This is a genomic window from Streptomyces arenae (assembly GCF_022343545.1).
Classification (GTDB): domain Bacteria; phylum Actinomycetota; class Actinomycetes; order Streptomycetales; family Streptomycetaceae; genus Streptomyces; species Streptomyces humi.
The window spans coordinates 102,205-125,737 of the sequence record NZ_JAKQYH010000010.1 but is presented as its reverse complement, the minus strand read 5'-3'; the positions used below and the strand labels follow the sequence as shown (position 1 = coordinate 125,737).

At 73.0% G+C, this 23,533-nt stretch carries 22 protein-coding genes and 1 pseudogene; 15 read left to right on the top strand and 8 right to left on the bottom strand.

The window, feature by feature from the left end:
* Positions 1 to 109 precede the first annotated feature (109 nt).
* Positions 110 to 364 (top strand): annotated as a pseudogene (locus tag MB828_RS05445) (cytochrome P450); the annotation flags it as partial.
* Between the two features lie 96 nt (positions 365 to 460).
* Here the strand turns inward: MB828_RS05445 and MB828_RS05440 are convergent.
* On the bottom strand, positions 461 to 1,099 hold the full coding sequence (locus MB828_RS05440; RefSeq protein WP_301647158.1) for an HD domain-containing protein: 639 nt from the start codon (positions 1,097 to 1,099) through the stop codon (positions 461 to 463).
* Positions 1,100 to 1,202: 103 nt separating this feature from the next.
* Here MB828_RS05440 and MB828_RS05435 point away from each other — a divergent pair, with 103 nt between their 5' ends.
* The 3 genes from MB828_RS05435 (at position 1,203) to MB828_RS05425 (ending at position 3,728) form a co-directional block, all read left to right on the top strand.
* Positions 1,203 to 2,174: a GlxA family transcriptional regulator gene (locus MB828_RS05435; protein WP_301647157.1), complete on the top strand. Its 972-nt coding sequence runs from the start codon at positions 1,203 to 1,205 to the stop codon at positions 2,172 to 2,174.
* A 109-nt stretch (positions 2,175 to 2,283) separates the two neighbouring features.
* Positions 2,284 to 3,285 carry an MDR family NADP-dependent oxidoreductase gene (locus tag MB828_RS05430; RefSeq protein ID WP_301647156.1) on the top strand — a complete coding sequence of 334 codons (1,002 nt, stop codon included), beginning with the start codon at positions 2,284 to 2,286 and terminating at the stop codon, positions 3,283 to 3,285.
* A 17-nt stretch (positions 3,286 to 3,302) separates the two neighbouring features.
* Entirely contained in the window at positions 3,303 to 3,728 is a 426-nt protein-coding gene (locus tag MB828_RS05425; protein WP_301647155.1) for a MerR family transcriptional regulator, read from the top strand.
* A gap of 121 nt (positions 3,729 to 3,849) precedes the next feature.
* Here the strand turns inward: MB828_RS05425 and MB828_RS05420 are convergent, their stop codons facing one another.
* Positions 3,850 to 5,130: a multidrug effflux MFS transporter gene (locus MB828_RS05420; RefSeq protein ID WP_301647154.1), complete on the bottom strand. Its 1,281-nt coding sequence runs from the start codon at positions 5,128 to 5,130 to the stop codon at positions 3,850 to 3,852.
* Positions 5,131 to 5,191: 61 nt separating this feature from the next.
* Between MB828_RS05420 and MB828_RS05415 the strand changes: the two genes are divergently transcribed.
* On the top strand, positions 5,192 to 5,719 hold the full coding sequence (locus tag MB828_RS05415) for a MarR family winged helix-turn-helix transcriptional regulator (protein WP_301647153.1): 528 nt from the start codon (positions 5,192 to 5,194) through the stop codon (positions 5,717 to 5,719).
* Between the two features lie 91 nt (positions 5,720 to 5,810).
* Complete coding sequence (locus tag MB828_RS05410; RefSeq protein WP_301647152.1) at positions 5,811 to 6,443, top strand: TetR/AcrR family transcriptional regulator; 633 nt, start codon at positions 5,811 to 5,813, stop codon at positions 6,441 to 6,443.
* 106 nt (positions 6,444 to 6,549) lie between these two features.
* Here the strand turns inward: MB828_RS05410 and MB828_RS05405 are convergent, their stop codons facing one another.
* The 4 genes from MB828_RS05405 to MB828_RS05390 form a co-directional block, all read right to left on the bottom strand.
* A complete protein-coding gene (locus MB828_RS05405; RefSeq protein ID WP_301647151.1) occupies positions 6,550 to 7,557 on the bottom strand; it encodes a zinc-dependent alcohol dehydrogenase family protein in 1,008 nt (335 codons plus the stop codon).
* Positions 7,558 to 7,686: 129 nt separating this feature from the next.
* Positions 7,687 to 8,037: an ArsR/SmtB family transcription factor gene (locus MB828_RS05400; protein WP_301647150.1), complete on the bottom strand. Its 351-nt coding sequence runs from the start codon at positions 8,035 to 8,037 to the stop codon at positions 7,687 to 7,689.
* A 161-nt stretch (positions 8,038 to 8,198) separates the two neighbouring features.
* Positions 8,199 to 9,596, bottom strand: a complete 1,398-nt coding sequence (lpdA, locus tag MB828_RS05395) for a dihydrolipoyl dehydrogenase (protein WP_301647149.1) — start codon at positions 9,594 to 9,596, stop codon at positions 8,199 to 8,201.
* 190 nt (positions 9,597 to 9,786) lie between these two features.
* Positions 9,787 to 10,485 (bottom strand): SDR family oxidoreductase, encoded by a 699-nt coding sequence (locus MB828_RS05390; RefSeq protein WP_301647148.1) that lies wholly within the window; start codon positions 10,483 to 10,485, stop codon positions 9,787 to 9,789.
* Positions 10,486 to 10,654: 169 nt separating this feature from the next.
* Here MB828_RS05390 and MB828_RS05385 point away from each other — a divergent pair, with 169 nt between their 5' ends.
* The 6 genes from MB828_RS05385 to MB828_RS05360 all read left to right on the top strand — a co-directional run bounded on the left by MB828_RS05385 (position 10,655) and on the right by MB828_RS05360 (position 17,463).
* Positions 10,655 to 11,158, top strand: a complete 504-nt coding sequence (locus MB828_RS05385) for a winged helix-turn-helix transcriptional regulator (protein ID WP_301647147.1) — start codon at positions 10,655 to 10,657, stop codon at positions 11,156 to 11,158.
* Between the two features lie 79 nt (positions 11,159 to 11,237).
* Positions 11,238 to 11,744 carry an SRPBCC family protein gene (locus MB828_RS05380; RefSeq protein ID WP_301647146.1) on the top strand — a complete coding sequence of 169 codons (507 nt, stop codon included), beginning with the start codon at positions 11,238 to 11,240 and terminating at the stop codon, positions 11,742 to 11,744.
* Entirely contained in the window at positions 11,744 to 12,802 is a 1,059-nt protein-coding gene (locus tag MB828_RS05375; RefSeq protein ID WP_301647145.1) for an LLM class flavin-dependent oxidoreductase, read from the top strand. The genes MB828_RS05380 and MB828_RS05375 overlap by 1 nt, the downstream gene beginning before the upstream one ends.
* A gap of 227 nt (positions 12,803 to 13,029) precedes the next feature.
* Positions 13,030 to 14,004 (top strand): alpha/beta hydrolase, encoded by a 975-nt coding sequence (locus MB828_RS05370; protein ID WP_301647144.1) that lies wholly within the window; start codon positions 13,030 to 13,032, stop codon positions 14,002 to 14,004.
* Between the two features lie 278 nt (positions 14,005 to 14,282).
* On the top strand, positions 14,283 to 15,053 hold the full coding sequence (locus MB828_RS05365) for a polysaccharide deacetylase family protein (RefSeq protein ID WP_301647143.1): 771 nt from the start codon (positions 14,283 to 14,285) through the stop codon (positions 15,051 to 15,053).
* A 112-nt stretch (positions 15,054 to 15,165) separates the two neighbouring features.
* A complete protein-coding gene (locus MB828_RS05360) occupies positions 15,166 to 17,463 on the top strand; it encodes an FUSC family protein (protein WP_301647142.1) in 2,298 nt (765 codons plus the stop codon).
* An 85-nt stretch (positions 17,464 to 17,548) separates the two neighbouring features.
* Here MB828_RS05360 and MB828_RS05355 read toward each other — a convergent pair whose 3' ends face one another.
* Both MB828_RS05355 and MB828_RS05350 read right to left on the bottom strand, forming a co-directional pair.
* On the bottom strand, positions 17,549 to 18,607 hold the full coding sequence (locus tag MB828_RS05355) for an alpha/beta fold hydrolase (protein ID WP_301647141.1): 1,059 nt from the start codon (positions 18,605 to 18,607) through the stop codon (positions 17,549 to 17,551).
* Between the two features lie 121 nt (positions 18,608 to 18,728).
* Positions 18,729 to 20,162 (bottom strand): aldehyde dehydrogenase, encoded by a 1,434-nt coding sequence (locus MB828_RS05350; RefSeq protein WP_301647140.1) that lies wholly within the window; start codon positions 20,160 to 20,162, stop codon positions 18,729 to 18,731.
* 199 nt (positions 20,163 to 20,361) lie between these two features.
* Here MB828_RS05350 and MB828_RS05345 point away from each other — a divergent pair, with 199 nt between their 5' ends.
* The 3 genes from MB828_RS05345 to MB828_RS05335 all read left to right on the top strand — a co-directional run bounded on the left by MB828_RS05345 (position 20,362) and on the right by MB828_RS05335 (position 23,532).
* Positions 20,362 to 20,850 carry a TetR/AcrR family transcriptional regulator gene (locus MB828_RS05345; protein ID WP_301647263.1) on the top strand — a complete coding sequence of 163 codons (489 nt, stop codon included), beginning with the start codon at positions 20,362 to 20,364 and terminating at the stop codon, positions 20,848 to 20,850.
* An 85-nt stretch (positions 20,851 to 20,935) separates the two neighbouring features.
* Entirely contained in the window at positions 20,936 to 21,760 is an 825-nt protein-coding gene (locus MB828_RS05340) for a maleylpyruvate isomerase family mycothiol-dependent enzyme (protein WP_301647139.1), read from the top strand.
* A gap of 245 nt (positions 21,761 to 22,005) precedes the next feature.
* Positions 22,006 to 23,532: a hypothetical protein gene (locus MB828_RS05335; RefSeq protein WP_430381332.1), complete on the top strand. Its 1,527-nt coding sequence runs from the start codon at positions 22,006 to 22,008 to the stop codon at positions 23,530 to 23,532.
* Position 23,533: the final 1 nt, after the last annotated feature.

Genomic DNA, 23,533 nt, shown 5'->3' with positions numbered 1-23,533 from the left:
CAGCTCTTGCGCCACTTCTGGTTGGGGGTGCCGGCACAGGTCCACAGCTGGAGCTTGGTGCCTGGCGACCTGGATCGCCGTGCCGTCGGCATCCGGTGCCGATCAGGGCCAGCACCCGGAGCGGCTGGCCCGTCTCCAGGACGACCCGTCGCTGATCCCGACGGCGGTGGAGGAGTTCCTGCACTGGGCCTCCCCGGTCTACCACTTCCGGCGCACGGCGACCTGGGAGGAGGTCTTCGGAAACCCGTACGACTTCGACGTGGCCCGGCAGCACAACGGCCATGTTGCCTTCGGCAAGGGCAGTCCGCATCTGTGCCTGGGCAACCTGCTCGCCCGCACCGAGATCCGGATCATGTTCGAGGAGTCAAGAAGCTGCCGGTGGAGGTGACGCTCGCCTTACGACGGGCGACCTGACGGCGGACGGCGCGACGGCGTGCGGCGCGGCGTGGTGCGGTGCCGGTCACTCCGGCCAGTCGGACTGCCGGATCACCTCCACGAAGTCGCCGCGCCGGAACCCCGGTACGTAGTGGGCCAGTACGTCGGCCTTGACGTTGCCGAAGGTGGTGCCGGGTCGGTCCTGGATGCCCTCGGTGAAGGCGGCGAGGATCTGGTTCTTGAAGTCGGGGCGCGGGTGGGCCGCGACGACCCGCGCCCGCTGTTCGTCGGTGACGTCGTGGTACCCGATACCGAGGACGTCGAGTTCGACCCCGCGGGTGACCAGGGCGATCTCGGGCGCCATGTGCAGCGGGATCTCCGGGGTGGTGTGCAGCGCGACGGCCGTCCAGACCCGGTCGGCGGGCTCACCGGTGACGCCGTGGGCGTGCAGGAAGCGGCGGGCCTCGTCAGCGCCGTCGATCTCGAAACGCTGGTCGGTGCGGCGCAGGCTCTTGGTGAGTCCGAGGTCGTGGAACATCGCGCCCACGTACAGCAGTTCGGGGTCGAAGCCCAGCCCCAGGGCGCGGCCGCGCAGCGAGCCCCACAGGAAGACCCGTCGGGAGTGGTCGAACACCAGCGGTGTGGCGACGTCCCGGACCAGTTCGGTGGCCTCCCGCGCCAGGTCGCTGTCCGGGATCCGTACGCCCGCGATCACTTCGCTCATCGTTCCTCAGCCTCCGTGCCGGATGGATGGTGTGCCTCCAGGGTTCTCCGCGGGGCGTACGCTGGGCCATGTCCCTGCTGCCAGGAAAACCACGGATTCGGACATGACGCATCGAGTGGGCCTCGTGGTCTTCGACGGGGTGACCATGCTCGATGTGAGCGGCCCGTCGGAGGTGCTGCACCAGGCGGGCCGGCTCGCCGCCCCCTACGACCTGGTGCTGGTCTCCCCACGGGGCGGACCGGTCACCACCTCCGCCGGGCCGGCGCTGGCCGGCACGGTCCGGGCGGCCGACGCCGGCCGGGTCGACACGGTCCTGGTGGCCGGGGGCGACCGGCTGGCCGAGCGGCCGGTCGAGGAGGAGCTGCTGACCACGGCCCGCGACCTCGTCACGGGGGCGTCCCGGGTCGCCTCGGTGTGCACCGGCGCGTTCGTCCTGGGCGCGTTGGGCCTGCTCGACGGCCGCCGGGCGACGACCCACTGGCGGCACGCGGCCACGTTCGCCCGGCGCTGCCCGCGGGTGTCGGTCGAGCCGGACGCCATCCATGTCCGCGACGACCGGTACGTGACCTCCGCGGGCATCAGCGCGGGCATCGACCTCGCCCTGGCCCTGGTGGAGGAGGACCAGGGAGCCGAGGTGGCCCGGGACATCGCCCGCGAACTGGTGGTCTTCCTGCAACGCCCGGGCGGCCAGTCCCAGTTCTCCACGGCCATCGCCACACCGCCGGCCCGGAGCGACCTGCTGCGGACCCTGGTGGCGTCCGTGCTCGCCGACCCGGCGGCCGACCACAGTCTGCCCGCGATGGCCGCGTCCGCCGCCGTCAGTGCCCGGCATCTGACCCGGCTGTTCACCGCCGAACTGGGCACCACACCGGCGCGCTGGGTGGAACGGGTCAGGCTCGACCGTGCCCAGCAACTCCTCCTGGACGGCCACAGTGTCACCTCGGCCGCGCGGCACAGCGGCCTCGGCACCGACGAGACCCTGCGCCGCGCCTTCGCCCGCCAGCTGGGCACCACCCCGACCCACTACCGCAGACGCTTCACCACGACCGGCCGGCAGGACCAGGGCGTGTCGTGAAGGCGCCGCCGTCAACCTTCCCGGCATGGCCGCACGGGACGGTGCCCGGTCCCTGGCACGTCCGCGGGCGCTTGCCTCTGACCCACGGGTCAGGGCTTAGCGTCCGGCCATGAACGCGACTCATCGTGTGGTACGGCTGACCCGCCGCCCCGCCGGCCTGCCGACAGCCGACGATCTCACCCTGGTCCGGGCCCCCGTCCCCCGCCCCGAAGCCGGGCAGGTACTGGTCCGCAACACCCATTTCCTCGTCTTCCCGGGCCTGCGCACCCTCATCGGAGGTGCGACCCGCGACGTCCCCCTCCCTCCGCTGCACCCCGGTGACACCCTGTTCGGCCCCGCTGTCGGCGAGGTGGTCGACGGGCCGCTGCCAACGGGCCGGCTGGTGCTGCACCTTCAGGGCTGGCGGGAGTACGCGACGCCCGCCGCCGCCGAGTGCAGGCTTCTGGACGGCGCCCTGCCCGACCCGGTGGCCCATCTCGCCCAGGGCTCCGCGGCGTACGGCGCACTCACCCGGCTGGCCGAGGTCGGGGAGGGCGACACCGTGCTGGTGACCGGCGCGGCCGGTGCCGTGGGCACCATGGCGGGCCAGATCGCCCGGCTGCTGGGTGCCGCCCGTGTGATCGGCAGCACCGGTTCACCGGACAAGGCGCGGCGGCTGGAGCGGGACCTCCGCTACGACGCCACCGTGCTGCGCGGCGCGGCGCCGGTCGAGGGACAACTCGCCGCGGCGGCGCCGGACGGCATCGACGTCGTCGTGGACACCGTGGGCGGCGAGCAGTTGACGGCCGCCGTCCAGGCCGCGAACCGGGGCGCCCGGATCGCCCTGGTGGGGGCGCTGGACGGTCAGCTGTCCCCGGACCGGACGGGCGCGAGCGCGCCGGCCGTGCTCGACACCTTCCGCCTGCTGACCAGGGGCATCACGGTCGCCGGCTACAACGGCCCGGACCACCCGGACGTCGAGGCGGAGTGGGAGGCCCGCTTCGGCGACTGGCTGCGGGCGGACGAGATCCGTTTCCCGTACACACCGGTCCCTGGAATGGAACGTGCCCCGGAGGCGTTGCCGGGGCTGATCGCGGGCCGCTCCTTCGGGGCGACGGTCGTGGAGCTGTAGGACGGGGTGGAGCGGGCATGCGGATCGGCGAGGCAGCGGCGGCGGCCGGCACCACACCACGCGCGCTGCGCCTGTACGAGGCCCGCGGCCTCCTTGACCCACCGCCACGCTCGTCGTCAGGTCAGCGTGAGTACGGCGCGGCGGAGGTCGCCCGGGTCCGGGTGATCCGCGGCCTCCTGGCCCTGGGCCTCACCCTGGAGGACGTCCGGCGCCGCGCCCACCGTCTGGATCTCCTCGTCCCGGACCGTCCGTCGGCGTCGTGTGGCAGCCGCCCCGGTGAGTTCAGTGACGTGGTGGCCGATCGCGTGGCGGCCCTGGACGCGGAGATCACCCGCCTCACCCGCCTGCGGCAGGGCCTCGCCACCGCCGCGGGCCTGCCACGGCGCGAGCCGGACCCACCTCCCCACGACGGCGGCACGCCCACCTCCGCCGTCGAGTACTGATCTCCGACAGCCCGGCCCTGCCCCACAGCACACACGGACGCGACGTGGCCATCCGGTCCCGCCCTGCGTACGGACGAGTCCCGGCCACCCGCCCCCGCCCTGCGCACGGGCGCGGCAGCCGTCAGTGCCTGCTCCGCTCCGGCTCCCCGTGTCCCTCCCAGGGCCGGGCCAGTCCGACGAGTGCCAGCGCGGCCGCGGCCACCGCGACCAGCATGATGAGCGCCATCGGCCGGGAGCTGTCCTCCCCGAACATCCCTACCAGCGGCGCCGCGAGGGCCCCGAAGAGGAACTGGAGGCCGCCCAGGAGCGCGGACGCCGCACCCGGTGCCGTACGGCCCACCCCCTGGCCGATGCTCATGGCGCTCGGGAAGACCAGGCCGATCCCGCCGACCGTCACGAACAGGGTGAGCCAGGTGCCCGCGAGGGTCTCACCGGCGGTCAGCACGAGCACGACCTGCGCCAGCGCGCCCAGCAGGGCGATGCCGACGCCGGCCGTCAGCAGCGTGTTCAGACGGGTGCCCCGGCCGGTCAGGCGGGCGAAGCAGGCCCCGCCCGCCAGCATGGCGACGGCGTTGGTGGCGAAGATCAGCGAGTACATGGTCGGGGAGACCCCGTGCAGGTTCTCGAAGACGAAACTGGAACCGCTGATGTAGGCGAACAGGGCAGCCGAGACGAGGGCGACGACCAGGACGTACCCCATGAACGTGCGGCCGGCGAGCAGGGCGCCCATGGCCCGGAAGGTCCCGGCGAGCCCGCCGCCGTGGCGGCGTTCCGGCGGCAGCGACTCCGGCACCGCCCGCACCACGGCGAGCAGCAGCAGCGCGCCGAACACGGACAGCACCACGAAGACGGCACGCCAGGTGGACACGGCGAGCACGGCACCGCCCAGTACCGGCGCGGCGACCGGCGCCACACCGATCACCTGGGACAACACCGCGAAGTAGCGGGGCAGTTCGGGCCCGTGGAAGCGGTCCGTGAGCACGGCCCTGGCCAGCACCATGCCCGCGGCACCGGCGACGCCCTGAAGGAAGCGGGCGCCGGTCAGGGCCGCGACGTTCGGGGCGGCGGCACAGGCGAGGGAGAACAGGACGAACCCGGCCGCGCCCGCCGTCAGCAGCCGGCGGCGGCCGAGCGCGTCGCTGAGCGGGCCGATCACCAGCTGGCCGACGACGAGTCCGGCCAGGAACGCGGTCATCGTCAGCTGCACCGCCGAGCTGCTCGCCCCGAGCGCCCTCCCCAGCGCCGGGAAGCCGGGCACGTACATGTCCGTCGCGAGCGGGGCGACGGCGGTGAGCGCGCCGAGCACGGCGATCAGAGCGGCGGCCGGGCGACCGGAAGGCGCGGGTGCGGGGGTGTCGGGGACGGCGGCGGCACGGCTGCGCGAGGATGACGGAGCTACCATGACAATAAAGGTAACCGATAGTTCACCAGCTAACAAATTACCGACCGAGAAGACGAGCCGCATGCCCTCCACCTCCACCCCGCCCGCTGCCACCGCCACGCCGTCCGCCTTCGACGTCGGCGCCCAGTGGGCCGCCCACAACCCCGGCCTGGACACCTCACCGATGGCCCTGGTCGGCCTGCTCAAACATGCGACGGGGCTGCTCAGCCGCGCCGTGGAGCCGCTTTACGCGGGCGCCGTCCTCACCGCGCCCGAGGTCGACATGCTGATCCCGCTGCGCCACGCGACGGACCCGTTCATCGCCAGGAGCCTCGCCGAGCGGCTGGGCCTGTCCCGGGCCGGCGTCAGCAAGACCCTCGGGAAGCTCGAGAAACGCGGCTTCATCACCCGTGCCCCCAACCCGGCCGACCGCAGGGCCGCGCTGGTCACCATCACCGAGGCCGGCGCCAGGGCGGTCGACGACCTCTTCCCACGGCAGCTCGCCGTCGAGGTCGGTCTGCTGGCGGGCCTGGGCGAGGACCGGGCGCGGGTGACCGAGGCGCTGCAACGGCTGGTGGACGTCATGGAGAGCCGTGCGGGCCAGGCCTGACCCGCTGTTTCTGTAGGGGATGCTCCAATTAGAGTGGGGCTCCCAGGCGGCCGCACCGCGAACGCCGCCGACTTCTCCGAGAGGCGCAGAGATGACCGGGCCGCAGACGCCACGCAGGAAGCGCGCGAACGGGGTGGAGTCGCGCCAGCGCATCCTCGACGCCACCGTGGAGATCGCCGGCGAGCGGGGCTACGACGGCACCTCCATCGCGGCCGTCAGCGCCAAGTGCGGGCTGCCCGCCAGCTCCATCTACTGGCACTTCAAGGACAAGGACGACCTGATCGCCGCCGTCATCGAGCGCAGCTTCGAGACCTGGCTCGCGGCGGTCGAACTCCCCGGCGAGGAGGCCGGCACCCCGTTGGAACGGGTCGTACAGATGGCCGCGAACGTGGCCAGGTCCCTGGTCGCCGCACCCGACTTCCTGCGCCTCGGCCTCATGCTGGCACTGGAGCGCCGCCCCACCGAACCGCGCGGCCGGACCGTCTTCCTCCAGGTCCGCGAGATCTCCCACCGGCGGATCGCCGAGCTGATCGCCACCCTCTTCCCGGCCCTGCCCGAGGACGACGTGCGGACCCTCACCACCTACGCCGTCGCGGGCGCCGACGGGCTGTTCGTGCACCGAGAGGTCAACGGGGACTCCGTGGACCTGGTGGCCCTGTTCGAACTGCACGCCCGGTTCCTGTACGCCGCGGCCGACCGTCTCGCCGCCCGCACGGGACGCTGACGGCGGCCACGGCCAGACCCCGCACGCGCGTCCGGGACCTGACCGCCGGCTCCGCGCCGCCCACCCCCGCCCCGCCCGACGCCATGCCGTCGACGCCGCGCCGAGGCTATGCCGTCGCGTCCTCGTGGGTGACGGTCACGACGATCTTGCCGACCTGCTCGTTGGCCGCCATGTAGCGATGGGCCTCGACGATGTCCGTGAGGTCGAAGGTCCGGTCGACGACGGGGTCGAAGGAGCCGGAGCTCAGCCCCGCGTTGACGAACGCCACCGCGCGGCGCAGCCGCTCGGGATCCGTGGTGATCTCGAAGAGGGTGTACGTGCTGCTGGTCAGCGCGGGGAAGGACTGGGCGTTGGGCAGCGGGGTCGGGCGCGGGTCGAGGGCGCCGTAGACCACCAGGAAGCCGCCGGGCGCGATGCCCTGGGCCAGGGTCTCGACGCCGGGCCCGGCGACCGGGTCGAAGGCGAGACGGACGCCCTCGCCGCCGGTGATCTCCTTGACGCGGGCGGGCAGGTCCTCCTCGTCGGTGACGATCACATGGGCGGCACCCGCCTCCAGGAGGCGCTGCCTCTTACCGGGGCCGCGGGTGGTCGCGATCGGGATCGCGCCGATGTGGCGGCCGATCTGGATGGCGGCCAGTCCGACGCTGCTGGAGGCCGCCGTGATGAGGACATGGTCACCGGGCCGCACCCGGCCGCTCTCGGCGAGCGGCCCGTAGGCGGTGACGTAGGCCATCCACACGGCCGCCGCCCGGACCGGGTCGACCTCGGCGGGACGGGGTACGACCGCCGAGGCGGGGACGATGACATGGTCGCCGTACGTGCCGTAGTCGGTCTGGAGGAACTGCGGTACGACCGCCACCGGATCGCCCTCGGAGAGGCCGGTCACGCCCTCGCCGACCGCCTCGACGACACCGGCGGCCTCGTAGCCGAGCAGGGAGGGGAAGCGCGGCTCGTAGAAGTAGGCGCCCTCGCGGAACATGATCTCGGCGCGGTTCAGGCCGATCGCGTCGACCCGGATCCGCACCTCCCCCGCGCCGGGCGCGCCGACCTCGACGTCACGGAGGGTCAGGACCTCGGGGCCGCCGATCCGGTCGAACTGAACGAGTTTCGCCATGGTGCATCCGTCCTGGGGGCAGAGAAGGGGCAGGGGGCGCGCCGGGACCAGCCGGCGCCTCCGTCCACCCTGCCCCAGGGTTCGATGGCCGTCAAATTTTGACTCCCATCGAAATAACGTACCGGGGTGTCAGACCGCCCCCGCCCGGTCCTCCGCGGCCGCCGCGGCCAGCACGGCGGTGAGCAGGCCGGGGAACCGCTGCTCCATCTCCTCGGCGCGCAGCGTGTTCATCTTCGCCGTGCCGACGTAGTACTGCCGGATCACTCCGGCCTCGCGCAACACGTTGAAGTGGTGCGTGAGCGTCGAGAGGGACACCGGCGCGACGAACGTCCCGCAGCTCAGATCCTCGCCCGCGCGGGCCAGTTGCGACACCACCAGCCGCCGTACCGGGTCCACCAGCGCCTCCAGCGCCTGCTGGAGCGAGACCTCCGACAGGTCGGGGTGCTCCACGGTGCGGGCGGCGGTACGGGGGCGGGCCACGGTGACTCCTCGGGTCGGATTCGGGGCCGATTCGGGGCGGGTACGAGGCCGATTCGGGCGGTCAGGCAATCGTACGACCGTCATCGAAACCGCGGTCGACCCGAAGCGGCACGGCATGCACCCCCAGGTGGTAGAGGACGTGGTGGGGCGCCTTGGGGCCGTCAGAGGTTGATCATGTGTCCGGCGAGGCCGTGCAGGGCGTCCTGGACCGCCTCGCTCAGCGTCGGGTGGGCGTGCACGTTCCGGGCCAGTTCGTGCACGGTGAGGTCCCATTTCTGGGCGAGGGTCAGCTCGGGCAGGAGTTCGGTCACGTCCGGTCCGATCAGGTGCCCGCCGAGCAGTTCGCCGTACCGGGCGTCGCTCACCAGCTTCACGAACCCCACCGTGTCGCCCAGGCCGTGCGCCTTCGCGTTGGCCGTGAAGGGGAACTTCGCCACACGCACGTCGAAGCCCTCGGCGCGGGCCTGGGCCTCGGTCCAGCCGAAGCTGGCGATCTGGGGCTGGCAGAACGTGGCGCGCGGGATCATCCGGTAGTCCAGCTCCATGGTCTCCGCACCGGCGATGCTCTCGGCGGCCACCACGCCCATCGCCTCCGCGGTGTGCGCCAGCATCAGCTTCGCCGTGACGTCACCGATGGCGTAGATGTGCGGCTGACTGGTGCGGCAGTGTCCGTCGATGTCGATGGCGCCGCGCTCGGTGAGCCGCACCCCGGTGGCGGCGAGCCCGTAGCCGGCCGTGCGCGGCTGGAAACCGGTGGCCTGCAGTACCTTCTCCGCCTCCAGGACCTGCTCGGTGTCGCCCTGCCGTACCGTCACCCGGACGTTGTCGGCGGTCTCCTCGACGGACTGCACGGCGGTGGCGGTCAGGATGCGGATGCCCTGCCGTTTGAAGCGGCGGGTGAGTTCGGCCGAGACCTCCTCGTCCTCCAGCGGCGCGATCCGGTCGAGGTACTCCACCAGCGTGACGTCGACGCCGTAGGATCGCAGCAGATAGGCGAACTCGACGCCGATGGCCCCGGCGCCCGCGATGATCAGGCTGGCCGGGAGGCTGTCGGAGAGGATCTGCTCCTCGTAGGTGACGACGCGCCGGCCGAGCGCCGTGCCCGGCAGCAGTTTCACGGTGGAGCCGGTCGCGATGACGCAGGAGCGGAACGACAGCGTGGTCTCGCCGTCCCGCATCCGCACCTGGAGCGTGTGCGGGTCCAGGAAGGTGCCCTGCCCCTCGAACTGGTCGATCCCGTTCTTGCGCATCAGGTAGCCGACACCCTTGACGCGCCCGTCGGCCACCACCCGGCTGCGCTCGTACGCGGCGCGGTAGTCGAGGGCCACCTCCCCGCTGATCTTCACCCCGAACTTCTCCGCGTCGTGCTGGATCAGCTGGGCGACCTCCGCGTTGCGCAGCAGCGCCTTCGCCGGGATGCAGCCGATGTTCAGGCAGACGCCGCCCCAGAAACGCCCCTCCACGATGGCGGTGCGCAGGCCGAGTTGCGCGGCGCGGATCGCGGCCACGTAGCCGCCCGGTCCGGCTCCCAGGACGACGACGTCGAAGTCGGTCTGCATGTCTCCACCTCACCGTTGTGCCGATGTGCCGAGTCGGTCCGCCGACCCCACCGTCGCACGGTCGAAGGGTCGGGCAGTCCCACACGGACAAATGGCCGGACAGTCGTACGGGGTCAGAAGGCCGGGCAGCCGCACCGGTCAAGGGGCCGGGCAGCCGCACCCCTTCAAGGGGCCGGGCAGCCGCACCCGGTCAAAGGGCCGGGTAGAGGAGGTCGAGCGGACCGGACAGGGCCGCGCGGACCCGGCGGGCGGTGTCGTCGACCAGTACCTCGGACTCGTCGCGGGCGATCGCGTCCATGGTCTGCGCGGCCACCTCGGCCGGTTCCGTCTTCGGCTCGTCGACCCGGACGGTGGCGTCGGTGTCCACCCAGCCGACGTGCACGCCGACCACCAGGGTGCCCTGGTCCCGCAGGGCGACCCGCAGCGCGTTGGTCAGCGACCACTGCGCCGCCTTCGACGCGGCGTAGCTGGGGAACCGCTCGGTCGAGCGCCAGGACGCCACGGAGAGCATGTTCACCAGGGCTCCGCCGCCGCCCGCGGCCAGCACCGGCGCGAAGGCCCGGGAGACCGCCCAGGTGCCGAGATAGTTCACCTCCAGCTCCCGCCGGGCGCCGTCCAGCGGGCCCTCCAGCAGGGCCGGCCCCGCCTGGATGCCCGCGTTGTTCACCACGATCGTCGCGTCGGGCACCGCCCGCGCGGCGGCCGCCACCTGGTCGTGGTCGGTGACGTCGAGGCGCAGCGGCTCCAGCCCCGGCTCGGTGAAGTCCTCGGGGCGCCGTACGCCCGCGTACACCTTGGCCGCTCCCCTGGCCAGCAGGGCCTGCGCGAACGCCAGCCCGATCCCCCGGTTCGCCCCGGTCACCACCGCGACCGATCCCTCGATCTTCATGGTCGGACCACCTCGTTTCACGGTTCGCGGGCGGACGGCGGTCTCCCGCCCCTCGCGGCCGAACCCGTCATGACCAGTGAAAGGGCGCCGAGCGCCGCTGTCCACGCGGCTCCGACCTGGTCAGCAGAGTTTCTTCCTGAGACTCGCTCCGGGTGGCTATCGTGAGGACATGAAACGGACGTCGTTCGCCAAGTGGCCGTGCTCGATCGCGCGGACCGTCGATCTGCTGGGTGACCACTGGACGCCCCTGGTGGTGCGGGAGGCCTTCTACGGCATCCGCCGGTTCGACGAGTTCCAGCAGGAACTGGGCATCGCCCGCAACACGTTGACCGACCGGCTGCACCGGCTGGTCGACGAGGGGATCCTGGAGAAGCGGCAGTACGAGGCCGAACCGCCCCGCTACGACTACGTGCTCACGGAGAAGGGACGCGACCTGTTCGCGGTGCTCGCCGCGATGTCCGCGTGGGGCGACCGCTGGCTGGCCGGGGAGCGGGGCGTGCCCGTGGTCTTCCACCACGAGGCGTGCGGCCACGACACCGCCGCTGAGGTGGTGTGCGCCCAGTGCCACACGCCGTTGCGGGCCGGGGAGACCTCGATGCGGATGGGGCCCGGTTATCCCGAGCGGCTCGCGCAGCGGCCGGACGTGCGCCGCCGGTTCGGCACCGACCGATAACCTCCCACCTCCTTGACAAGCAGAGTCTCATATCGCAACTCTGATGTCAGACCCTTTGATGGCGAGGAGGCCGACGGTCTTGGAGTGGACGGGCGCACGCTACGCGGACAGACCCACGGTCGAGGTGCGAACCTGGATCGACGCCCCACCGGCCACGGTGTGGGCACTGGTCAGTGACATCGAGCTGATGCCGGAGCTGAGCGGGGAACTCCGGTCCGTCGCCTGGCTCGACGGTGCCACCGGCCCGGCGCTGGGGGCCAGGTTCGTCGGCCGCAGCGAGCACGAGGCGTTCGGCAGGTGGGAGACGACCTCCCAGGTGACCGAGTACGAACCGGAGTCGGTCCTCGCCTGGGCGGTGCAGGATCCGGCCGACCCGTCCGCGGTCTGGCGGTTCCGGCTGCGCGCCGAGGACGGCGGCACCGGGCTGTCGCAGTGGATGCAGCTGGGGCCGGGGCGTTCCGGGCTGTCCGAGGCGATCGACCGGATGCCGGAGAAGGAACAGAAGATCGTGTTCGTACGGCTGCGGGAGTTCGAGCGGAGCATCACCGCCACCCTCGCCGAGATCAAGAAGCGGGCGGAGGCGTGATGCGCACGGCCACCACGATCGAGGCCTCGGGCGGCGAACACTGGTCCCGGCAGGCCGACTTCGTCGTCGAGGCGGAGAAACTGGGCCTGGACGTCTGCTGGGTCGCCGAGGCCTGGGGCTCCGACGCGCCCTCCGCGCTCGGCTACTACGCGGCGCTCACCGACCGGATGCTGCTCGGCTCCGGCGTGATGCAGCTGGGCACCCGGACCCCGACGGCCGTGGCGCAGACAGCCGTCACGCTCTCCAACCTGTCCGGCGGACGTTTCCTGCTCGGCCTCGGCGCCTCCGGCCCGCAGGTCATCGAGGGGCTGCACGGCGTGCCCTTCGCCCGGCCGCTGCGCCGGATGCGCGAGACCGTCGAGATCGTGCGGCGCGTCGTCGACGGCGGCCGGATCGCCTATTCCGGCGCGGAGTTCACCCTCCCGCTGCCCGGCGGCGAGGCGGTCCCGATGCGGCTCTCCATGCGCGCCGAGCACGAGATCCCGGTCTACCTGGCCGCCCTCTCCCCCGCCATGCTGCGGCTGACCGGCGAGGCCGCCGACGGCTGGCTGGGCACCAGCTTCGTGCCCGAGGGCGCCGGCGACGCCTACTTCGCCCACCTCGACGAGGGGTTGGCCCGCAGCGGTCGTACCCGCGCGGACCTGGACGTCTGCCAGGGCGCCGAGGTCGCGTTCGCACCCGACGAGGAGGCGCTCGGCGCGATGGTCGCGGGGCGGCGGAAGGAACTCGCCTTCAGCCTCGGCGGGATGGGCTCGGCGTCCACCAACTTCTACAACAACGCCTACAGCCGCCAGGGCTGGGCCGAGGTCGCCGCGGAGGTGCGGGACCGCTGGCAGGGCGGCGACCGGGACGGCGCGGCCGCTCTGGTGACCGACGAGATGGTGCTCGGTACGACACTGATCGGCACCGAGGCCATGGTCCGCGAGCGGCTGGCGGTCTGGCGGGACGCCGGGGTGGACACGGTGCGCCTCTACCCCGCCGGGGAGACCATGGAGGACCGGCTCACCACGCTGGGGCGCGCGATCGAGCTGGTGCACGAGCTGGGCGAGCCCGCCTGAGCCCACCGGAGCCCGTCTGAGCCCGCCTGAGCCCGCCTGAGCCCGCCGCGGCCCGCGCCGCGGGCGCCCTCGTGGCCGGCTCCGCGCGGCTCCGTCGCCGCCGGTGACGGCCGTACGGCCCGGCCACCCGACGCGCCCCCGCGCCGGTCCTCGGGCAGGATGAGCTGTGGAAGCGAGCGACCGAACGGCCGTGCCGCCATGGTGCCGGCCCGTTCTGGAGGTTCATGATGAGAGATCTGCCCCCGCCGCCCACCCCCCGACTGGAAGAAGCGGCACAGGAACTCTGCGACGCCACCGCACCCCATCCCCGGATCTACGAGGTGCCGCCCGAACAGGGCCGTGACATCCTCGCCGGCCTGCAGAGCGGGGACGGGGTTCCCAAACTCCCCATCGACGAGAGCTGGGCCGACGTCGACGCCGGTGAGTGGGGCACCGTCCGCACCCGCATCGTCAAACCCGCGGGCGCCGAGGGGCCCCTGCCGGTGATCCTCTACATCCACGGCGCCGGCTGGGTGTTCGGCGACGAACGCACCCATGACCGCCTGGTACGGGAACTCGCCGTGGGTGCGCAGGCGGCGGTCGTGTTCCCGGTCTACGACCGGGCGCCCGAGGCCCGATACCCCACCCAGATCGAGCAGAACTACGCCGTCGCACGCTGGGTGGTGGCCCAGGGCGCGGAACGGGGACTCGACCCGTCCCGGACGGTCGTCTGCGGCGACTCCGTCGGCGGCTGCATGTCGGCGGTGCTGGCGCAGATGGCCAAGGATCGCGGTGACGTCACCCTGGCCGCGCAGATCCTGCTCTACCCGGTGACCGACGCCAACTTCGACACGCCGTCCTATCTGCAGTTCTCCGAGGGCTACTACCTCACCAGGGACGGCATGCTCTGGTTCTGGGACCAGTACACGACCGACGACGCGCAGCGCAAGGAGCGCTACGCGGCCCCGCTGCGCGCCTCCCTGGACGACCTCAGGGGCCTGCCGCCGGCCGTGGTGATCACCGACGAGGCCGACGTGCTGCGTGACGAGGGCGAGGCCTATGCCGCCCGGCTGCGGGAAGCCGGTGTCCCGGTCACCGCGACCCGGGTCCTCGGCATGGTGCACGACTTCATGATGCTCGACAGCCTCCGCGACTGTTACGCGACGAACCTCGCGCGCCACCTCGCCGTGGGCACCATCAAGGAGGCCCTGCACGGGAGTTGACCTCCGACGGCCGACGGCCGGAAGCCCCGCACGGGCTTCCGGCCGTCGCGCGTGTCAGGACCGGGCCGCCGTGCCGTCCCGTCACGGCCGATCCACACCGTGATCTCACGAAGACCGCCAACACCGATCCTCCGCCCCGGCGTTAGAGATCGCGAAGAGAACCTGTCGCAGAACTCTCGCGGAATTGTCCGTGATCGGTAACGGAGGGATCCGGTGCCCGCCGCCTTCCGTCCTGACGGGTGCACGAGAACGACGGAACCACGGGAACAGGGGCGGACATGGCGCGGCACGGCGGACGGGGTTGGTACGGCCAGGTGGCCGCTGCGGCGCTCGGGGTGACGGCGGTCGCCGTCGCCGCCTCGCTGTGGAGCGCGCAGGCCGGCCCCGTCGAGGGGTCGGCGGGAGCCGGGTCCTCGGCACACCGTACGGCTCCCGAGGCGGCGCCGGTGTCGGTCGAGATCGCGCACGCCTCGGACCGGGGCGCCCGGGGTGTGAACATCACCATCGACGACGGCCCGGACCCGGTCTGGACCCCCCGGGTGCTGGAGGTGCTCGAGCAGTACGGCGTGAAGGCCACGTTCTGCATGGTCGGCCCGCAGGCCCAGGCGCACCCGGACCTGGTCAGGCAGGTCGTGGCGGCCGGGCACCGGCTGTGCGACCACACGGTGTCGCACGACGTGACCATGGACAAGAAGTCCGAGGCCTACCAGTCCCAGCAGATCCTCGACGCCGAGCGCATGATCACCAAGGCGTCCGGTGGCGTCCGGCCGCTGTACTACCGCGCCCCGGGCGGCGCCTTCACCCCGTACAGCCGCAAGGTCGCCGCCTCCCACGGCATGCGCCCGCTGGGCTGGAACGTCGACTCGAAGGACTTCGAGCGCCCCGGCACGAACGCCATCGTGACCACCGTGAAGAGCGAGCTGCCCAACGGGCCGACGATTCTCTTCCACGACGCCGGCGGCGACCGCTCCGAGACGGTGGCCGCCCTGCGCGAGGTGCTGCCGTGGCTGAGGGAACAGGGCTACTCGTTCGGCTTCCCGGTGCGCTGAGCGCGGTCCGCGCACCGGCATATGTTGCGGACGGCGCGGTCGTGGCCGCATATGGGTGGTGTGCGCGGCGCGGCGGCGGGGCCGGCCGCGCGGGGCCCAGCGGGAGGTGGACATGTCGGGGCGGGCGCCACGCTGGGTGACGTGGCTGCGCGGCAGGGACCCGGACCTCGCGGCGACTCGCCGGGCCGGGCGGACGGCGCTGGTGATGCCCGCCCTGTTCGCCCTGTGCACCGAGGTGCTGCACGCCCCGACGATGGCCAGTTTCGCCGCGTTCGGGTCCTTCTCGATGCTGCTGCTGGTCGACTATTCCGGCCCGATGGTGGAGCGGCTGCGGGCACAGGCGGCCCTCGCGGTGGCGTGGCTGGTGCTGATCTGTGTCGGGACGCTGGCGGGGCGGGAGCTCTGGCTCGCCGTGGTGGCGACGGTCCTGGTCGGTTTCCTGGTCCTCTTCGCGGGCGTGGTCAGTTCGGTCCTGGCCGGCAGTTCGACGGCGCTGCTGCTGGCCTTCGTGCTGCCGGTCAGCGCACCGGTGCCGCTGTCCCAGCTGCCCGACCGGCTGGCCGGGGCAGGGCTCGCGGCGGCGGTGGCGCTGCCGGCCGTCGCCCTGCTGTGGCCGCGTCCCGTCGCCGATCCGCTCGGCGCCCCGGCGTCCGCCGTCTGCCGTGCCGCCGCCGGGTACCTGCGCACCCGCGCCTCCCTGCCGGGCCCGGACGTGCCGGTGCCCGACGCCGACGTGTGCCGGGCGGCGGCGGAGCACACCTCCCGGGCCGGCTCGGACCTGCGGGCGGTCTTCGACGCCACCCCGTACCGGCCTACGGGCCTGTCGGTGAGCTCCCGTGCCCTGGTCCGGCTGGTCGACGAGCTGACCTGGCTGTGCGCGGTGCTGGTCGACCGGTCCGACTACACCGACGAGCCGCCCGGCTGCGATCCGGCCGCGCACACCGTGCGCCGGGCCGCCGCCGACGTCCTGGAGGCGGCCTGCGACCTGCTCACGGACCTGAACGGGGACACCGGTCGGCTGCGGGCCGGTGCCGAGGAGCTGCGGGCGGCCCTGAGCGGGATGGAGCACAGCTCCGTCGTCCAGGTGCCCGCGGGGCGGCCCGGCGGCAACAGCACGGCGGAGGTCTACGGGTTCATCGCCACCCTCGACGTGTCCTTCCGGGCCCAGGAACTGGGTTTCGCCGTGCTCCAGATCGCCGACAACGTCGGCCTGGCGGCCTCCGCCTGGCAGCGCGGCTGGTCCGAGCGGCTGCTCGGCCGTGAGCCGGGCGCGCTGGCCGCGCCGCTGGCCTCCGCGCGCGAGCGGGCCGTCGCCCATCTGACCCGCGACTCGGTGTGGCTGCACAACAGCCTGCGCGGCGCCGTGGGTCTCGGCATCGCCGTGTTCCTGGCCGGGGTGACCGGTGTCGGGCACTCGTTCTGGGTGCTGCTCGGCACGCTGTCCGTGCTGCGCTCCAACGCACTGAGCACGGGGCAGAACGCCGTCCGCGCCGTCCTCGGCACGGTGGTGGGATCGGTGATCGGGGCCGTGCTGCTGCGGCTGATCGGTCACCACGGCACCGCGCTCTGGTTCGTGCTCCCGGTGGCCGTCCTGGTCGCGGGCATCGCGCCGGCCGTCGTCTCCTTCGCCGCGGGACAGGCCGCGTTCACCGTGACGCTCGTGGTGCTGTTCAACATCGGCCACGACCCCAACTGGCACGTCGCCCTGCTGCGCGTCCAGGACATCGCGCTGGGCTGTGCGGTCAGCGTCGTCGTCGCGGTGTTCTTCTGGCCGCGCGGCGCCCGGGCCGCCGTCCACCGGGCGCTCGCCGAGGCGTACGACGACAGCGCCCGCTACCTGGGAGGTGCCGTCGACTACGCGCTCGGCCACCGCACGCCCACCGATCCCGGACCGCGGAGCCGGACAGCGGCCGCCTCCGCCCGGCGCCTGGACGACGCGTTCCGCAGCTATCTGGCCGAACGCGGGTCCAAACCGCTGTCGCTGGCGTGCACGACCGCGCTGGTGACCGGGGTGGTGGGGCTGCGGCTGGCCGCCGACGCCGTGGTCTCCCTGTGGCAGGGCGAGGACCGCGCGCGGGCCCAGGCCGTCCGGGCCGACGCCCACGCTGCCGTGCTCGGCTCCGCGGCCCTGGTCACCGGCTGGTACCACCAGTTCGCCGCGAGTCTCGGCGACCGCTCGCCCGTGCCCGAGGTCGTCCCGCTCCGGCCCGAGGACGCCGCCCGGCTCGTCGACTCGGTCCGCACCGAACTCAGCGACGGCCAGGGCCGGGCCACCCCCGTGGCGATCCGGATCATCTGGACCGACGACCACGTCGACGCGGCCCGCCGCCTCCAGCCCGGCCTCGCGGACGCGGCCCGGGCCCAGGCGAGGGCCCACCAGCGGGACACGCCGAGGTCACCTGCCCACTGAGCCCGTCTGTGCTGAGCCCGCCTGTGCTGAGCCCCGCGCGTGTCACCGCCCGCCTGCGGCTCGTCCGCGTCGGTCGTGTCACCCGTCAGGACGGTGACGGCACCGCTGCCAGACGGTCCGCGTCCACGACCGCTCGCGCGAAGGCCTCGGGGGCCTCCTGGGGGACGTTGTGGCCGATGCCCGCCAGGGTGCGGTGCTCGTAGGCGCCCGTGAACCTGTCCCGGTAGCCGCTGCCGTCGCCGGGGGCCGTGAAGGGGTCGCGCTCGGCGTCGAGGGTGAGGGTGGGCACGGTGATGAAGGGCCGGGCGGCGAGTTTCCTCTCCAGGTCGTCGTAGCGGCGCTCGCCGTCGGCGAGACCGAGCCGCCAGCGGTAGTTGTGGATGACGATCGCCGCGTAGTCCGGGTTGTCGAAGGCCACCGCGGTGCGGTCGAAGGTGACGTCGTCGAAGTGCCAGGTCGGGGAGACCTCCTCCCAGACGAGCCGGGTCAGGTCGCGCCGCCTGTCCCGGTCCTCCATGGCCAGCCTGCCGCGTTCGGTGGCGAAGTAGAACTGGTACCACCAGGTGTGCTCGGCCTTCGCGGGCAGCGGCTGGAGGTTGGCCTTGACGTCGGTGATCAGGTATCCGCTCACCGACACCAGCGCCCGGCACCGCTCGGGCCACAGCGCGGCGATGATGTCGGCCGTGCGCGATCCCCAGTCGAAGCCGGCCAGTACGGCCCGCTCGATCTTGAGGGCGTCCATCAGGGCGACGATGTCCAGCGCGACGGCGGACTGCTGGGCGTTGCGGAAGGTGCGGTCCGAGAGGAACCGGGTCGTACCGTGTCCGCGCAGGTAGGGCACGATCACGCGGTAGCCCCGGGCGGCGAGCAGCGGGGCCACGTCCACGAAGCTGTGGATGTCGTACGGCCAGCCGTGCAGGCAGATGACCACGGGCCCGTGCGCGGGGCCCGCTTCCGCGTACCCGACGTCGAGCAGTCCGGCCCTGATCCGCTTCAGCCGTGGGAACGTACCGGCGCTGTCGGGCGTCGGCGACCCCGTACCGCGGGGCGCGGCGGAGGCGGCCGGCGTGCCCGGGGGACCGCTCAGCGAGACGGCCGCCGCGCCCGTGCCCACCACCGCGCCGAAGGTGCGCCTGTCGATCACGTGAAGCCCTCCCGGATCCTGCGTTCCCGTCCTGGCGTGTCACCGGTTGAACCGGTGACGCATGAGCATCCTGTCACAACGCCTCGGTTCAGCGGTCATGTTCGGCCGACATGGCGCGAGTTCATACGGTGACCGTCTTGTACTCGATGTACTGGGAGAGTCCGACCGCGCCGTACTCGCGTCCGATCCCGCTGGCCTTGTGGCCGCCGAACGGACCGTCGAAGGCGATGGCCGCGCCGTTGACGGTGACCGTGCCGGTGCGCAGCCGGCGGGCGATCTCGAGGGCGTGGGCCGCGTCGGCGGACCACACCCCGCCCGACAGGCCGTACTCGGAGTCGTTGGCGATCCGCACGGCGTCGTCCTCGTCGTCATAGGCGATGACCACGAGCACCGGCCCGAAGATCTCCTCCTGGGCGATCCGCATGGAGTTGTCGACGTCGGCGAACACGGTCGGGGTCACGTAGTTGCCGTTCTCGAGACCCGGCGGGATCCCGGGGCCGCCGGTGACGAGCCGGGCCCCCTCCATGATGCCGAGCTCGATGTAGTCGCGCACGCGCTGCTGCTGGTCAGGGCGGACCATCGGCCCGATGAAGGTGTCCGGGTCGGCCGGGTCGCCGACCTTGAGGGACTCCACCAGGTCCTTGAGGGCGGTGACGACCTCCTCGTACCGGGCGCGCGGGGCGAGGATCCGGGTCTGGGCGATGCAGGACTCGCCGTTGTTGAGCAGGGAGGCGAACTTCAGCCCCCGCACGGCCTGCTGGACATCGGCGTCGGGCAGGAGGAGCGCGGCGGACTTGCCGCCCAGCTCCAGGCTGACCCGCTTCAGCTGCTCGCCCGCGATGGCGGCGATCCGGCGCCCGGCCCGGGTGGACCCGGTGAAGGCGACCTTGTCGACGTCGCGGTGCGACACGAGGTGCTCACTGGTCTCCCGGTCGGCGGGGAGCACGCTGATCACACCTTCCGGCAGCCCCGTCCTCTCCAGGAGGCCGGCGAGCAGTCCCATGCTCAGCGAGTTCTCCTGGGACACCTTCAGCACGACGGTGTTGCCCGCCAGCAGCGCGGGGACGATCTTCGCCATGGCCGCGGAGAACGGGGAGTTCCAGGGGATGACGGCGGCCACCACGCCGACGGGCTCCCGTCGTACGACGCTGCGGACCGCGGTGTCGGATTCCAGCGTCTCCTCCCAGCCGAACCGCTCCGCCGCCGCCAGGTAGGCGTTCGCCTGGCGGGTGAGTCCCGGCTGTCCGGCCCGGGTGAACCAGCTCGCCGAGCCGTTCTCGGCGGAGATGAGGTCGGCGATCCGGTCGGCCTCGGCCTCGCGCAGGGCGTTCAACCGCCGTACGGCGGCAATGCGCTCCGCCGGTGCGGTGCGCGGCCAGGGACCTTCGTCGAAGGCGAGTCTGGCGGCGGCCACGGCACGGTCGACGTCGGCCGGCAGCGCCTGGGCGGCCCGGCCGATCACCGCCTGGTCGTGCGGCGAGCGGATGTCGAGGAGTTCCGGACTGCTGGGCTCGGTCCAGCGGCCGGCGACGAAGAGACGGTCGTACGTGATCATGTGCCCGCTCCCGGGGGTCCAGTGCGGCGATGACTTACATGCGCCACAACGATCTGCCACATCAATGTAGCACTTAGAAATCCCTCCACCTCATTAATGTGACTCTCGGTACATCAGGCTCCACACTCCCGGTTATGCTCGGCCCGTGAGAGCAGACGCAGCACGCAACCTGGAAGCCGTTCTGACGACCGGCGCCCGCATGCTCGCCGCCGACCCGGGCGCGAGCATCGCCGCGATCGCCGCCGAGGCGGGCGTCGACCGGCGCACGGTCTACCGGCGGTTCGCCTCCCGCGAGGAACTGCTGACGGCCATCTACGACGCGCGTTACGACGCGGTCGAACGGGCCGTCGAACACGCCAGGCTGCGCGAGGCCCCCGTCGCCGTGGCGCTGCACCGGTACGTCGAGGAGATCATCGGCGTGAACCGCACCTGGCCGGTGGAACTGACCCGGCTGCGGGCCGACGACGCGATCCGCGACCGGCGTGACGCCCTGGTGCGGGAGGTCGACGACTTCCTGCGGCGGGCCGCCGACGAGGGGCTGCTGCGCGCGGACCTGCCTCTCGCCTGGGCGAGTTCACTGCTGCCCCAGCTGATGCACCTGGCCTCGCAGCAACTGCCCGACCTCAGCGCCGCGCAGGCGGCCGACACGGTCGTGGACACCTTCCTGCGGGGGCTCGGCCCACGGTGATCACGACGTGGGTGCTCACGACGGGGCTTGTCGTACGCCCGAACGTCTGATTGGGTACCGCGCGACAGAACGGGGGGCGGCCGGCGTGGACCAGGCAGCACAGCAGGACATCCGAGGAGCACTGCCCGAAGGGCTCGGGCGGGCGATACGGCAGAGCGCCGACGACATCGCGACGGTGCTGAGCTTCGCACGCGACCCCCAGGTCGCCGTACCCCGATCGACGTGGACGCTCGGTGAGGCCGCGGCCCACCTGGCGCTGGCCAACGAGCTGATGGCCGACCTCGCTGAAGGCCGGGACCGCCCGTACGGGGACGGCACGCCGCAGAGCCTGGCGGCGGCCAACGCCGAGTCGCTGGCCGGGTTCGGGGAGCGCCGGACCGAACCGCTCGCGGCGATGATCAGCGAGCAGGCCGGACGCTGCGCGGACGCCCTGGCCGCGGCACCCGACGGCCCGGCGCCGGCCACCCCGCTCGGTCCGATGGACCGCTCCGTCCTCGGCTCCTACCTGCTCACGCACATGCTGGGCCACGGTTACGACCTCGCCCGCGCGCTGGGTTTCCCGCACATGCTCGACGCGGAGCGCGTGGCCTGGTGCGTGCCGTTCCTGTTGTCGGTGATGCCGGCCGTGGCCGACGGCGCGGCCGGCGCCGGGCTGACCGCCGGGTACACCGTCCGGCTGCGCGGGGGCGGCGGTGCCTTCGGTGTCACGGTCGCCGACGGTGCCGTGCGGGTGACGGCCGAGCCGCTGGACCACCCGGACTGCACGATCGTCATCGACCCCGTCGCCTTCCTGCTCATCGCCCTCGGCCGCCGCAACCCGTGGGCGGCGATGGCGCGGGGCCAGGTGCTCGCCTTCGGCCGACGGCCGTGGCTCGGCCCCCGCTTCCCCTCGCTCTTCGTGGCCCCCTGACCGGCCCCGGCTCCCCGCACCTCCCCTCCCCCGCCGCGCGCCCGCACCCTCGCCCTCGCCCGCGCCGTCGCCCTCGCTCTCGCCCGCCCCCGCGCCGTCGCCCTCGCGAGACCGGCCCTTGCCGCGCCCGCGGCCATCGCGTCCCCCGTCCGGCCCAACGTCGCTCAGCCAGAAGAGGCGGGCGGGCGTGACCGGTGTGACCTTGGTGGAAGGTATGGGCGCGCGCACGGATCCGAGGAGGCTGCATGGCCGAGGGACTGGTCGACGGCAAAGCGCCCCGCACTGCCCCGGTGGACGGCTCCACCCACACCCTGCCCACCTTCGAACGCATGGCCGCGGTCGCCGATGCCGTCCTCTACGAGGGCTACCTCCTCTACCCCTATCGGCGGTCCTCGCCGAAGAACCGCGCCCGCTGGCAGTTCGGGGTCCTCTTCCCCCGTGCCTGGGTGGAGGCGGACGGCCCGGTCAATCCGGGCGTGTCGGGTTCGGCGGACTCCTGGTACCAGCAGACCGAGTGCCTGGTGCGGGTACGGCGGCCGGACGCCGTCGTACGGCTGCGGGTGCGCTACCTCCAGACCCAGCACAAGCAGGTCGAGAACGCCGACGGCCGGCCGGTCGAGTCGCTGACCTGCGACGACGGCACCGTGCAGCTCACGTTCGAGGAGGCGGTGCCGCGCGAGGCCGACCTCACGACGACGCTGGCGGAGGGCGAGCACACGTTCGCGGTCGGCGCCCCGGCCGGCACCGACAAGCAGGAGCTGCCCTCCGGTGCCGGGCGGGTCGTACGGCACCGCGCCGAAGTGCGGGCGAGCACCACACTGGTGGTGGAGCGGCTCGGCGAGGACGTCCTGCGGCTGCGGGTGCGCACCGTCAACGAGGGGCGTACGGCGGATCCGCGTGCTCCCCGGGACCGGGCCCTGCGCCACGCCCTCGTCGCCACGCACACCCTGCTGAGCGTCGAGGGCGCGGAGTTCGTCTCCCTGATCGACCCGGGGCCGGCCCTTCAGGAGGCCGCCCGGAGCTGTCGCAACGACTTCACCTTCCCGGTACTCGGCGGCGCGCCGCCGGCCGCCGCTCCCGCGGACGGCGCGGTCTCGCCCCTGCTGCTCTCCTCGCCGATCATCCTGCCCGACCATCCGCAGGTGGCGCCGGAGAGCCCGGGGGACCTGCACGACGCCGGTGAGATCGACGAGATCCTCACCCTGCGCACGATGCTGCTGACGGACGAGGAGAAGCGGGAGGCACGGGCCACCGACGCGCGGGCCGCCGAGATCCTGGACCGGGTCGACACCATGCCGCCGGAGGTGTTCGGACGGCTCCACGGCGCGATCCGCTCCCTGAGCCCGGCCACCGGCACACCGGCCACCAGCGCGCCGGCCGCCGAGCCCCCGGCCGCCGGCCGGCGCGCCGCCTGGTGGCAGGAGGGCGGCGACGACGGGCTGTCCCCCACCACCGACACGGTCCTCGTCGACGGCGTGCGCGTGGGCGGCGGCTCCGCGGTGCGGCTGTGCCCGCGCGGCAAGGGCGCCGACGCCCAGGACATGTTCCTGGTCGGCCGGAACGCGACCGTGGCCGCCGTCTTCCACGACGTGGACGGCAGCACCCGTCTGGCCGTCACCGTCGACGACGACCCGGCGGCCGAACTGCACGGCTGGTACGGCCGATTCCACTACTTCCGGCCCGACGAAGTCGTGCCGCTCGGGGGCACCGACGTCCCGGATCCAGCGACGGCGACCACGCCGTCCCCGGGGCCCACTCCACCGGAGGCCTAGC